This window comes from Thermoplasmata archaeon (genome assembly GCA_038851035.1).
GTDB lineage: Archaea > Thermoplasmatota > DTKX01 > VGTL01 > VGTL01 > JAWCLH01.
Genome location: JAWCLH010000044.1, coordinates 1 through 13,004, shown reverse-complemented (window position 1 = coordinate 13,004; position 13,004 = coordinate 1). Strand labels below are relative to the sequence as shown.

Genomic DNA, 13,004 nt, shown 5'->3' with positions numbered 1-13,004 from the left:
ATAGAGACTGCGGTGACCTTTCCCCCGCGGGCCTCCCTCAGCTGAATTGCGGCCTCGAGCGCCAGCAGGTCGTCGGGGTTGATGATGCTCTCCACGCCCTCGCGAATCAGGGTCCCGGTCTTCGGGTCTATCTTAACTTCGGCGGTGTTGGGGACCTGCTTGATAAGCACGACTATCTCCATCGGGCTATACCCCCATTCGAGGACCGGCGGCTCCCGCGCCCCGCCTCCCCGTCCTGCGGAGTCCGGGGGCGCGAGAGACTGCGTCCGCATCGGCCCGGGCGCCATCGGGCCTCGATAGCTCGCCAAAGGTATGGGATTATTTAAAATGTGCGCTGGGCGGGGTGAGGGTGCATCGAGCTATTTAAGAAAGCCCGATGATAGAGCCGGAAATCACTTGAGGCCGCTCCTTACCAGCCAATAAGTCCCTCAGCGCGGGGCGGTCTTATGTATCGCGGATACATATCCGGAATACATATCAATGATACATATCGGCGATATGTATCGCCGATACATACTCTGGATATGTATCGAAGGTGAGCAAGGTATATATTCAACCTCCACCACATTTATTTTACAGAACTCAGGATGGGTGAAAAGAATGAGGAAGGGAACAACGGCCGGAATCGGTTCGGTAATAGCGCTTTTAATTTTGAGCGGCATTCCAATGAGCACGACGGCGGAGGACGACGACTACTACATCAGCGGGACGGTTTATTTTTACAATGGAACAAACCAGAGTCAAGTACCCGACTGCCCCGTAACTCTCACTTATGTCCCCACTAGAGACCGGCTTGAGATAATGACCAATGAGGACGGATATTACGAGTTCAATCTTGCGGATCTTGAGGGTGGATATGAAGCGGAACAATATGCAGAGATTACAGTTGAACCTTATATCTGTGAGGGATTATTAATTCCCGCACCTGAGGGAGTGATATATATCGACCCGAATTCACAAAACTCATACCATAATATCTATTTCAATATTGAAAACGGCATGATTGAATTCCTTTATGATGTTAGTCTATTTTTAAATCTTCAAGGCAATGCGGTCATCCCTGGAGGGCTGGGCGTTTGGGATTTCACTAATCCAGTACACTATTATTGCGACAATAACCCTGTTGCGCTTACTTGTGGATGCTCTGTTTCTATGACAAATAACCAATGGCAAACATTATATGTGTGGAGCACATGGACATTTTCAGTCCAAAATGAATATACAAATGACCAAGAAATATGAAATTATGATTTTTATATATTACCCCAGCATTCCCTATCTAACTCTAATGTCTTAAGTATTTTGACAGAATATAAAGATCCACAATTTATCCCCGGCGATGAATACAATACACAAACAGCGGTTATTGCTTCTATATCAGGGAGTTATCGTTGGGGCCCTCCGGGTCCCTTCAACCCCCCCACGTCATTTGGACCTTTCACGACAAGTGGACAGATCTATTTGCATCCGAGCGGATTAAATGGACAGGGCAATCTCCCGGCGGAGCCCCTTCGATATCCCCCCTGGGATCTTTGAATACTATGAAATAAAAAATCCCTTTTTACAATAATATCTATATTCCCTGATAATTATTATTAAATAGGATGGCAGAGCATAATGCAACGGGGAGGCGGACAAGAATATCATCTTTTATCACTGCTCTTGCTATTTTTATCTCAATATATTACTCCCCTTCCCCCCCAGCACCCATTCAATCCGCATCAGCTGATATCTGGGTTTGCGATACGGAGGAACAATTCACAGACGAGGGGCATCGGCTTAATAATTGTACAGTCAACTCCATAAATGGAAATGGAAGAATTGAATTAATTACAAATCCATCATGGATAAATCAATGTCCAGTATTATCTCCAACTCCTCGCTTCTTTTACGGGAACGGAATCGCAGCGGTTGGTAATGATGATAAGCTCATATTATTTGGTGGTATTGATAATTTTCAAAACATCTATAATGATACGTGGGTATATGATGTGAGCGAAAACAATTGGGCGCAATTATTCCCTCTCAGTTCTCCGCCCGGGCGGGTCGGCCATGCGATGGCCACCATTTGGGGTGACGACAAAATTATTTTGTTTGGAGGAGTCAACCAAATAGATATCTTCAATGACACATGGGTCTTTGACTTAAGTGAAAATGGATGGTTCTATAAAACTCTACCATGTAGCCCCACTCCACGCTTCGGGCATTCATTCGCCTCAGTTCCCAGCGATTCTTGTTGTATATTATTCGGAGGAGCAATATGTAGTGATTTTAATTCTTCCCAGAACTATTCTTTTTATTCTGATACATGGATTTTTGATATTTCCAAAGGTTTGTGGTACCAGATATTCCCTCAAATTGCTCCATCCCCTCGCTATTGTCATAGTATGACTGGAGTTAAGAACGAGGATAAAATAATTTTATTCGGTGGTTACGATATGAATATGTATTATTCTGACACCTGGATGTTTGATATTAGCGATGGGCAATGGACTGTAGAATCACCTCCTTACTCCCCTCCTCCAAGAAGAAACCATGTGATGGCCATTTTTTCTAGTGATAATGAAATAATAATGGCTGGTGGCCATGGCAAGACGGTTTACAATTTGACAGACACATGGATATATAATATAAATAAACGCAATTGGACAGAAATTAAACCTTTATCGGTTTTTTCGAATTACGATATCAGTCTGGCAACAGAGTTGACAATGTTAAAAACAATAATGCTGGATTATAAAGACACATTAATATTCGAGAAATCAATATATGTCCCGTTCGGAGAATATCAATCTCCTTATTATAATTCCAGAGTAGTGTCGAATTTTAATCTCATTCGATTTAGAGGAGACATTCCAGACGGCACAAACATATTTCTCCAGTTCAGAACAGCGAAAACACTTAAAGCACTTGAATCGAAGAAGTTCGTTGGGCCATATTTTAACCCCGATAAATATTATTTTTTAAACGATAATGAAATAATATTGGAAAACACAAATGATAAATGGTTCCAATATAAATGCGTTTTAATAACTTCCGACCCATATCGAACACCTGTAATAGAAAAAATTGAATTAGTATACACTCCACCTTCTTGTATCGTACAATTAATATATCCCAAAGAAAGAGCCTGGCTCAATACCAATTCAATTACATTTTACTGGACACTTAACATTGACTATCCGGACAAACCAGTCATTTCGGAATACCAACTGGATACCCACAGCAGTTTCAATTCAGCGAGTCTAATCACAAACGAAACTGTATCAAATGAAATAAACTTTTTTTCACATGAGATTCTCAGGGACGGAATCTGGTACTGGTGCGCTCGCATCAGGGATATCGAAGGCGACTGGAGCCCCTTCAGCGAGGTCTGGAGCTTCGGGGTGGATACTGCGCCACCCCTCCCGTTCACGCCCCGGGTCGCGCCCCCCGGCTGGACGGCCGGTCCCTGCAGGGTCTACTTCGAGACCAGCGACGAGCTGAGCGGTCTGGACCGCTACGAGCTCTGGATTGAGGGCGGGCTCTGCGGGAACTGCACGAGCCCGCAGGATTTGCCGGAGCTGGTGGACGGAGTCCACTCGGTGGTAATCAGAGCCTGCGACCGCGCCGGAAACTATGCAGAGGGGAAGGCGAGGGCTCTTATCGACAGGGAGCCCCCCGAGCCGTTTATGATTGAAGTGGTTCCCCCGTCCTGGACGAATGGCGACCCGCAGCTCATATTCTCTACCGTGGACCGCACGAGCGGCGTGGACCACTACGAGATGAGCGTTGACGGCCGGCAGTTCATATGGCACTCGAGCCCCTGCACGCTCGCCGGCCTGAGCGACGGCGAGCACAACGTAACGGTGAGGGCCTTTGACCAGGCCGGGAACTGGAGGGAGGCCTCCGCGACGATCTATTTTGATAGAACCCCGCCCATTGGTCTGTTTGTCTCGATTTCGCCCGATGGCTGGACCGCCGCGGAGCCGGTCCTGACATTCTCGGCGCTCGACGAGACAAGCGGTCTGGACCACTATGAATTCAGCGTGAACGGAGGCGAATTCGAGCCCTGCACGAGCCCTCTCACGTTGACCGGCATGCCCGACGGCGTCAGCCCGATTGTGCTCAGGGCCATAGACCGTGCCGGGAACTACGCGGAGGGAAGGGTGGAGGCCCGCGTGGACAGGTCGCCGCCGGAGCCTTTCGTCATAAAATCGGAGCCGGGGGGCTGGAGCCGCTTTCCGCCGACCCTGTCCTTCTCCACGAGGGACAATCTCAGCGGCGTGGAGCGTTATGAGGCGAGCATTGACGGCGGCCAGTGGATAAGGGCGAAGAGCCCCTGGACCCTCCCCGTGCTCCCGGACGGGGCGCACAATATCACGCTCAGGGCATACGACAGGGTCGGGAACTTTCTCGAAGCCAGCACGGAGGTCCTTATCGACGCCACCCCGCCCGGAGTATCCTCCTTCAAAATCAACAGAGGGGCCCGGACAACCGGCTCCCGCAATGTGACGCTCTCGATAACGGTCCGGGACAGCACCTCGGGCGTGGCGGGGATGTGCTTCAGCAGCGACGGCCTGAACTACACGGACTGGGAGCCCTTCTGCGCCACGAGGGCCTGGAGGCTCGCGGGGGGCGAGGGCGAGAAGCGGGTCCATGTCAGGGTCAGGGACGCGGCCGGGAACGAGGCCGCGGCCTCGGCCTCCATCCTGTATATCGTCTACACGAGGAGCGATGAATCGCTCCAGACGCTCGCGACGGGCGCTCTGGTGATTCTGCTCGTGGTGACGCTCGTCCTGTGGGCCCGGTGGAGGAGGAAGAGGCATGGCCCCGCTCCGCCGGCCGGGGCGGGCGCAGCGAATTCGGCGGGCGAGGCCGGGCGGGGCCGGAGGGAGCGGGGACCCGGTTGAGGCCGGCATGGGCCACGCAGGCCCGGAGCGACGCGGGCGACGCCCATCCAGCCTCCACACATTATAAATAACCGCTCCGTTTTTCTATGGCGGAGTGAGCGCTCTGGAGAAGCCGCAGGAGCCCGCGGAAGGCGTCCTCGTGGTCGGCGGAGGAGTGGCGGGAATCACAGCCGCCCTGAACCTCGCGGACGCGGGTGCGAGGGTCCACCTCGTGGACGACGCACCCTCCATAGGCGGCCTCATGGCCCGCCTGGACAAGACCTTCCCGACCAACGACTGCTCGATATGCATCGAGGCGCCGATGATGTACAATGTGGCCCGCCACCCGAACATCGCGCTCCTGACCGGGACGGAGATAAGGAGGGTGGAGGGGGCCGCCCCACGATTCAGGGTTCGCCTCGTCCAGAGGCCCCGGTTCGTGGACGCGGAGAAGTGCAAGGGCTGCGGAAAGTGCGCCGAGGCCTGCCCGGTCAGCGTCCCGGACGAGCTTGACGGCCCGATCGGAGGGAGGCGCAAGCTCATCAGCATCCCCTTCCCGCAGGCCGTCCCCAACGTCTACGTCGTGGACGACAGGTGCAGGTACTGCAAGATGTTCGACAGGGGCGCCTGCATCGGCGCCTGCAAGGTGGACTGCTCCCAGTGCCGCGAGTGCCAGATCGCGAGGTGCGTCGTCGCCTGCAGAAAGGAGGGGGCGGAGGCCGTGCTGCTCTGGCAGAGGGAGAGGGTTCTGGACATAGAGGTGAGGAGCATCGTCCTCGCCGTCGGGGCCGAGCCCTTCACACCCTCCGAGCCCCATTTCGGCCACTGCCTCCACCCGGACGTCCTGACGAACCTCCAGTTCGAGAGGCTACTGAACGCCGGGGGCCCGACGGCAGGGAGGCTCGTGAGGCCCTCGGACGGCTCGAAAGTGAGGAGTGTCGTCTGGATTCAGTGCGCCGGGCGGGGGAGGAGAGGCGGTCTGGGCTACTGCTCGAAGGTCTGCTGTATGATCGCGGTCAAGCAGAGCATTCTCGCAAAGGAGCACGAGCCGGGGCTCGAGGCCGCGGTGCTCTACAGCGAGCTCCAGCCCTACGGTAAAGGCTTCCACGAGTTCCACGCGCGGGCAAGAAAGGCGGGAGTCAAATTCATAAAGGGGAGGCCGGGCGGCGTGTCGCGCGACCCCGTCTCGGGCCGATTGAGGGTCCGCTTCGAGGACATTGACAGCGGGAGGCTCGGGGAGCTGGAGGCGGACATCGTCGTCCTCTCCGCGGGCCTCGCCCCCCTGCCGCGCATTAAGAAGCTCACGAAACAGCTGAGAATCGAGCTGGACGAGCGCGGCTTCATAAAGGAGAGGGACCCATTAGGGGCGCCGCTCGAGACCAGCGTGGAGGGTGTCTATGTCTGCGGGACGGCCTCGGGCCCGGCGGACATCTCCGAGACCGTCGCGAGGGCCTCCGCCGCGGCTCTGCTGGCTCTCGGCAGCGGACGGGGCAGGTCTGGTTTTAGCGGCGCGGCGCAGGGAGTTGAGAGCGGAAAGTCTGGTTCCGGGGGCGTGCCACGGACTGTTGAGCGGGGTGCTGGTCTTTGACGGATACGGGCGCCGGGAGTCGGCATGGAGGCAGGGAGCGGGCGGCCCGCCGGGGGGTCTCTGATACTGCGGGAGAAGCCGGGCCTGAGGGGGCGGGGCGCGCGTATGAGCCTCCCCGGAGCTTCCGCTGCAGCGGAAGCGCCCGAAACTGCCGGAGGTGTCGAGCGGATTGAGCTCTGAGAAGGGAGAGCGGGTCGGCGTCTTCGTCTGCCACTGCGGCACGAACATAGCCGGCGTTGTCGACGTGACATCGGTCTTGGAGGGCGCGAGAGGGCTGGAGGGTGTGGTCCACGCCGAGGACGGGAAGTGGATATGCTCCGTGGACTTCCTGAATAAAATCAAAGCCGCCATCAAGGAGAAAGGGCTGGACCGCGTCGTTGTCGCCTGCTGCACCCCGAGGACGCACGAGCCCGTCTTCAGGAGCGCCCTGAAAGAAGCGGGCCTGAACCCCTTCCTCCTCGAGTTGGTGAGCATCAGGGAGGGCTGCTCCTGGGTCCACTCGGGCGAGCCCGCCGCGGCCACGGCCAAGGCGCTCGAGCTGGTGAAGATGGGCGTCGCGAGGGCCCGGCTCCTCGAGCCCCTCGAGGTCGCCAGAATTCCGGTCGGAAAAGAGGCGCTGGTCATCGGCGGCGGCCCGGCGGGGATGGCCGCGGCCCTCGGCCTCGCGCGTCAGGGCATGGGGGTGAAGCTGGTCGAGAGGCGGGAGAGGCTCGGCGGAATGCTGCTCCGCCTCGCAAGAATTTTTCCCGAGAACAAACCGGCCGCAGACATTCTCGCCGAGCTCGAGGCCGCCGTCAGGGCGGAGCCCGGCATCGAGGTTATGATGGGGGCCGAGGTGCTGGACATAAGGGGCTTTGTGGGGAGCTACACCGCCAGAGTCTTGGCGGGCGGGGAGGAGAGGGAGCTTCGCGCCTCGATAATTATCGTCGCCACGGGCATGGAAGAGCTGCCGCCTGAGGGGGCCGCTGGCCATGGGGTCACCCCCGGCGTGATGACGCTGCTTGAATTCCTCGACAGGCTCGGAGCGGGCTATGCACCCAGCTCAGTCGCCTTCATAGGCTGCGTCCGCTCAAGAAACGGGGAGAGGGGTTGCTGCAGCGTCGGCTGCCTCGCCGCGATCGGCGCCGCGGAGCTATTCAGAGAGAGGGTGCCGGGCTCGAGGACGGCCTTTTTCTATCGCGATCTATGCATACCGGGGCCGGCGGCGGGTGAGGCGGCGGAAATGGTCTGGAGGAGCTCGGTACTGACCTTCAGATACCCAGAGGGCGAGCCTCCGGAGGTGAGGATGCTCGAAGCTCCGGCCGAGAAAAGCGGCCAACCCGTACAACAGGATACACAGAGCACAAAGAGCAAAGAGGAAGCCGGGAAGGGCGATGATAAAAAGGAGGGAGGGGGCAGGGGGAGTGCAGAATCGCGCGCTCAAGAGGGGACTTTGGGAGCGCCGGAACAACCCGGCAACATGGAGGGGCTCGAGGTTGTTTCGAGGGATATCCTGACGGGCAGGAGGGTCAGGTTCCCCGCAGAGGCCGTGGTGCTCGTCACCGGATACAGGGGTGCGGTGGGCGCGGAGAGGCTGGCGGGTTTGCTCAAGGTCTCCACGGGCCCCGATGGCTTCTTTACAGAGGCCCACGTCAAGCTCAGGCCGCTCGACTTCGCGACAGAGGGCATCTACGTGTGTGGCTGCGCCCGGGGACCGAGGGGCCTGAAGGAGAGCATTGAGGAGGGCCTCGGGGCCGCCATGCGCGCGCTGATTCCCATGCGCAGGGGCTTTGTTGAGTCGGAGGGCGTCGTGGCAATGGTGGACTCTGAGAGGTGCTCTGGCTGCGGCCTCTGCGCTTCGTCGTGCCCCTTCTCCGCCATCGAGATGGTGGATGGGGGGGTGGTGGCCTGCGCAGCGGAGGCCGATGCGGGCCAACCCCCTCAGGCGGAGGGGTGCGGCCCTGCCACGGCCCCGGCCAGCGCTTCCCAGGAGGGCGGAGGACTCCCCGGCTCTCCCGGCGTTCGGGAGCCAGCCGTGCTGCGGGGTGCTGGAAAAAGGAAGAGGCCCGGCGTTATTCCGGCCCTCTGCAGGGGCTGCGGTGTCTGCGCCGCCGACTGCCCGAATGATGCGATTCAGCTCACCCACTTCACAGACGGACAGATTCTCGCCCAGCTCGAGGCCGCTCTAGAATCAGAGCCGGAAAAGAAAATCATCGCCTTCTGCTGCCACTGGTGCGCGCTCGGGGCCGCCGACATGGCGGGCGTGAGCAGGCTTCAGTACCCCCACAATGTCCGCATCATAAGGGTCATGTGCTCCGGGAGGGTCGACGCGGGCTGGGTCGAGAGGGCCCTTGAGAGGGGGGCGGCTGCCGTCGTGATAATGGGCTGCGAGTTCCCCACCTGCCATTACATCGAGGGCAACTACAGGGCCGAGAGGAGGGTTGAGAGGATGAGGAGGGCCCTCGCAAAGAAGGGGCTTCCCGTCGACAGAATTCGGACGCTCTGGCTCTCCGCGGCCGACGGGCCGAAGTTCGCGGCCTTCATGAGGTCTCTAGCGGAGGAGCTGGGGCTGTGACCTAGAAAATCTAGAAAGTCACCTTCTTTATCGTTATCGCCCTGTCCGGGCAGGCCATCCCGCACTCGTTGCAGTCCTCGCACAGAAACTCCGTGACCACAATCCTCCTGTCCCTGACCGACAGGGCGCCGTCCACGCACCTGTCAACGCAGACCGGTGCGCTGTAGGTCCCGCACAGCCTGCACTTCTTCTCGTCTATCTCCACGACCATCCCAGCTCACCCCCGCGCCAATTCCCCAATCCCGCCAGCCATCTCATTTTCCTCCCCGCTTCGCGCCGCCGCCCACCTCATCTCCCCTGACTCCCCGCGACCTTTCATCCGCCTCGCTCGCCCCCTCCGCCCCGGAATTCTTCCCCCCTGCCCCTCCTCCCCCGCCCCCTCCCGACCCGCTCCTCCCCGGTCTGGCGGACATTGTGAGGCGCCTCGTGCAGGTCCTGTCGCCGCGCGGGATGGCGGAAAGGGTCTCAAGCTTCACATCAGTTCCGAAGATGTCGTTGATGTCCTTTATGACGGTCTGGAACCACCTGTCGCAGCCCAGGACGTCCTCCTCCATGGTTGCGCCGTACCTGCGCGCGAACTCGGGCCAGGGGCACCTGTCCCACTCGACGAAGACCTCGTTGGGCCCGCCGCCCCTCCGGAGCCTCGCGCTCTCGCCCATCATCGTCGAGCTCTGCACAATCAGCCTCCCGATGTCCTCGAGGAAAGTGGGCTTGGAAAGGTCGAGGGAGGTCACGTAGGCCTTGGCCGTGTCGTGCCCCACGATTTCCCACGCCCGCAGGACGATGTCCATTGGTGTCGTCCCGGGCCTGGCGAACTCCAGCGCCGCCTGCCTGAACTCGTACCAGGTCGCCCTCGTTATATTCCCGAGGGCGTCGAACTTGGCCAGAAGAGTCCTCAGCTCCTTCTCCACATCAACCCTCTCGCAGCTCATTAGCATCCCCCTAAATTCTTATGCCCACTCGGTACCCATCGTGGATGGCATTGGAGAGGCTCCGTGGAACTATCGCATCACCGAGGACCTGCACCTCGATTCCCCTCTCCCTTGCCGCCGCTTCCAGCTCCCGGACTGGCTCTCTCTCCGCGTACACGATGGCGTCCGCCTCGACGGGAATTCTGGTTTCGTACAGGGCCCTGACCACAACGCCCGAGTCCGTGATTTCCTCAATCGAGCTCTCCTTGTAGGTCTTCACGCCCTTCTGGCCGAGCTTCTGGATGTAGCGCCAGATATAAGAGGGGTTGACGTCTTTTCCCACCTTCCTCTCCGGAAAGACCATCGTCACCCTCTTGCCCTTCTCGGCGAGCAGGAGCGCGGCCGAGATTCCCGGCTTCCTGCCGCCCCAGACCACCACCCTCTCGCCCGGTATCTCCCTCCCCTCAAGCACATCGAGGGCAGAGAACACAGGTCTCTTCCCCTCCCCGGGAACCTTCGGCCTGATATAGCGCGCGCCGGTCGCCACGACGAGAGCGTCCGGCGCCTCCTCGTCGAGGAGCCCGGGCGTGACCTCGCTCTTCAAGTGGATGTGGACCCCGGCCTTCTTGCATTGTGCCTCCTGGAAGCGGACCACGCCCCAGAGCTCTTCGTCTCCGTAGAGCCCCTTGCTCGCCCACCAGAGCTGGCCCCCGACTCTGTCCAGCTTCTCGTGAACGTGGACCTCGTGGCCCCTCGAGGCCGCTACATGGGCGAACTCGAGGCCCGCGGGGCCCGCGCCGGCGACGATGATTTTTTTTCTCACTTCAGCGGGCCGGGGCTGCCACTCCGGGTCCCACTCGTGCGAGCAGACCGGATTGACGTAGCAGGTCATGGGGGCGTCCCTGAAGAGGCGCGCGAGGCACAGGTTGCAGGCGACGCAGGGCCTGATGTCCTCGAGCCTGCCCTCGAGGACTTTCAGCGGTAGGAGGGGGTCCGCTATCATGGGCCTGCACATCTCCCATATGTCCAGAATTCCATCCCCGATTGCCTTGTTCGGGATTGCTGGGTCAAAGAGTCTGTAGGCCATGGAGATGGGGACCTTCACGGCCTCCTTGGCCCTTTTTGCGTTGTAGAGCCATGTCCCCTGCGGGATGTCGCGGGTTATGACGGGCGTGTTCGACTCCTGCCATCCCTGCGTAACGCTGATGCAGTCCACGCCCGCCCTCTCGGCCACCTTGTAGGTGTATATCGACTCCTCCGGGGTGTTCCCGCCGACCTCGTCCAAGAGCTCTTCGGCGCAGAGACGGATGATGAGCGGCATCTCCTTGCCTATGGCATCCCTGACGGCCTCGATCGTCTCGACCATGAACCTGCATCTGCCCTCAATATCCCCACCATACTCATCCTTCCTGCGGTTCGTGTAGGCTGAGAGGAAATTCGATATCAGGTAGCCGACGATACCCGATATCTCCATGATTTGAAAACCGGCCTGCACTCCGCGTCTCGCCGCGTTGGCGTGCTGCTTTATACAGAGCTTTATGTCCTCCTTGCTCATCTCCCTGACGGGCCTGAAGATGCGAAGCCTCTGTGGAACGGCCGAAGGGCCGACACAGTAGTCGAGCTCGACGCCCCCGACCCTCCCGCAGTGCATCAGCTGGATGCCTGAGACCGCGCCCTCATTATTTATCGCCTCGGCCATCTTCGTCAGGCCGGGGATGAATTTGTCGTCCCACGCCGCCGCCTGCCCCACGTAGCCCTGACCCTCGCGCTTCGGGTCCATATAGACGCCCTGCATCATGCAGATACCGCCGACTACGCCCCTCGCCCTCAGGCGCATGTACTCGAGGCCCGCGGGCGTTATGGTTCCGTCGCGGGCGTTCAGATTGTCCTCGGTGGCGGCGTACTTGATGCGGTTGGGAATCGTCATGTTGCGTATCTTTATCGGCTTGAAGAGGTTCGGGAACATCTTCGCGCCGGGCATTCCGGAGTAGTCCCACTTTTTTGCGCTCATGGTCGCTTCCCGGGCTCGGAACGATGGATTTGTATATAACCCTTCCTCAGTGCAGGGATGATATTGCAGCTCCTCGTGTGGAGAGGGGCCGGGAGGTTCTCCTGCAGAAGGGGGAGAGCGTCTCTAGAGCCTCGCCGCGAGGCTGGTGGGTATCGGGGCCGACCTTATCCGCCCCCCAGAGCCCCTGACACAGATGTAGGTGATGACCCCGCGCGCCACACGCCTCCCTTTCTGGTCCACGAGCTCACCCTCGAAGACCACGACCCTGGAGCGCCTCTCCAGCACCCTGACCTTCACATCAATCAGATCGTCCAGGAGCGAGCTCCGCTCGATGCGGCAGCCGTATTCCCCCACGACGAAGGACTCCCTTATCCTCCTTCCATTCAGCCTGAGGCCGCCGTCGGGGTCGAAGACCATCCCCCTCGCCCTCAGGAACTCGGTGACGGCATCGTCGAGCCACTTGATGTACCTGCCCAGATAGACCCTCTGCGTCGTGTCGGTGTCGTCCCAGCGGACCCTGACCCGGTAGATGTCCCCGGGCCGGCCCTCGGCTGTCCGGCGGGTCCGTTCTTCTCCGGCACTCATGAAAGGGTAATCGGGACAGGCATTTATAACCTGTTCATTTCAGGACGCATAAAAAATATTAATTCCTAAACGCATTGATAAAGGCTCTTTTCAACAAATTTTATATATTCTTAAATTCTTGTGTTTTATGGGTCGGGGTGGATATGCGAAGAGCTTCTCGAACTATATGGAGTCCTCTGCTGGCCAGTTTACTGATTCTCTCGGGCAACCTCTCGACGCTAAACGCTGCGGGGGGGGTCGGGCAATTACCCGGCGCCGGAGCAGGACGACTGGGTAATCGCCAATGATACCATGGTCTGGAACGAGACAATAGTCCTCAATGGAAATCTGATTGTGGCTTCGGGCGGGAATCTGACTCTTGAGAACGTGACCATTCTCTTCAACTGCACATCCAATGGCCAGTACCGCTTCGAGGTTCAGGAAGGCGGCCAGCTCCAGATTCGGGACGGAGACGGAGAGCCCTCGATAATAGCCTCCTATACCG

The 13,004-nt window shown here is 58.7% G+C and carries 10 protein-coding genes; 5 read left to right on the top strand and 5 right to left on the bottom strand.

The annotated features are described in order from the left end of the window. On the bottom strand, positions 1–182 hold a 182-nt coding region (locus tag QW379_10230), incomplete at its 3' end, for an electron transfer flavoprotein subunit beta (GenBank protein ID MEM2870771.1). 418 nt (positions 183–600) lie between these two features. On the opposite strand from QW379_10230, the gene QW379_10225 reads away from it, so the two are divergent. The 4 genes from QW379_10225 (at position 601) to QW379_10210 (ending at position 9,013) form a co-directional block, all read left to right on the top strand. Further along, the gene (locus QW379_10225) at positions 601–1,242 is read left to right on the top strand and encodes a hypothetical protein (GenBank protein MEM2870770.1); all 642 of its coding nucleotides are present in this window, start codon (positions 601–603) and stop codon (positions 1,240–1,242) included. Between the two features lie 2,144 nt (positions 1,243–3,386). Then, the gene (locus QW379_10220; protein MEM2870769.1) at positions 3,387–4,892 is read left to right on the top strand and encodes a hypothetical protein; all 1,506 of its coding nucleotides are present in this window, start codon (positions 3,387–3,389) and stop codon (positions 4,890–4,892) included. A 94-nt stretch (positions 4,893–4,986) separates the two neighbouring features. After that, positions 4,987–6,459, top strand: a complete 1,473-nt coding sequence (locus QW379_10215; protein MEM2870768.1) for an FAD-dependent oxidoreductase — start codon at positions 4,987–4,989, stop codon at positions 6,457–6,459. 169 nt (positions 6,460–6,628) lie between these two features. Continuing rightward, positions 6,629–9,013, top strand: a complete 2,385-nt coding sequence (locus tag QW379_10210) for a hydrogenase iron-sulfur subunit (protein ID MEM2870767.1) — start codon at positions 6,629–6,631, stop codon at positions 9,011–9,013. A 10-nt stretch (positions 9,014–9,023) separates the two neighbouring features. On the opposite strand, the gene QW379_10205 is transcribed toward QW379_10210, so the two are convergent. The 4 genes from QW379_10205 to QW379_10190 all read right to left on the bottom strand — a co-directional run bounded on the left by QW379_10205 (position 9,024) and on the right by QW379_10190 (position 12,520). Beyond that, positions 9,024–9,224, bottom strand: a complete 201-nt coding sequence (locus tag QW379_10205; GenBank protein ID MEM2870766.1) for a ferredoxin — start codon at positions 9,222–9,224, stop codon at positions 9,024–9,026. 43 nt (positions 9,225–9,267) lie between these two features. Continuing rightward, a complete protein-coding gene (locus QW379_10200; GenBank protein ID MEM2870765.1) occupies positions 9,268–9,945 on the bottom strand; it encodes a hypothetical protein in 678 nt (225 codons plus the stop codon). 10 nt (positions 9,946–9,955) lie between these two features. Further along, complete coding sequence (locus QW379_10195) at positions 9,956–11,935, bottom strand: FAD-dependent oxidoreductase (protein ID MEM2870764.1); 1,980 nt, start codon at positions 11,933–11,935, stop codon at positions 9,956–9,958. A gap of 123 nt (positions 11,936–12,058) precedes the next feature. Continuing rightward, positions 12,059–12,520, bottom strand: a complete 462-nt coding sequence (locus tag QW379_10190; protein MEM2870763.1) for an acyl-CoA thioesterase — start codon at positions 12,518–12,520, stop codon at positions 12,059–12,061. 291 nt (positions 12,521–12,811) lie between these two features. On the opposite strand from QW379_10190, the gene QW379_10185 reads away from it, so the two are divergent. Then, on the top strand, positions 12,812–13,004 hold a 193-nt coding region (locus tag QW379_10185), incomplete at its 3' end, for a hypothetical protein (GenBank protein ID MEM2870762.1).

What these genes read in the sequence shown, in the direction of transcription:
- QW379_10200 (MEM2870765.1), bottom strand. Translation starts at nt 9,945, where the DNA reads ATGAGCTGCGAGAGGGTTGATGTGGAGAAGGAGCTGAGGACTCTTCTG.
- QW379_10190 (MEM2870763.1), bottom strand. Translation starts at nt 12,520, where the DNA reads ATGAGTGCCGGAGAAGAACGGACCCGCCGGACAGCCGAGGGCCGGCCC.
- QW379_10225 (MEM2870770.1), top strand. Translation starts at nt 601, where the DNA reads ATGAGGAAGGGAACAACGGCCGGAATCGGTTCGGTAATAGCGCTTTTA.
- QW379_10195 (MEM2870764.1), bottom strand. Translation starts at nt 11,935, where the DNA reads ATGAGCGCAAAAAAGTGGGACTACTCCGGAATGCCCGGCGCGAAGATG.
- QW379_10205 (MEM2870766.1), bottom strand. Translation starts at nt 9,224, where the DNA reads ATGGTCGTGGAGATAGACGAGAAGAAGTGCAGGCTGTGCGGGACCTAC.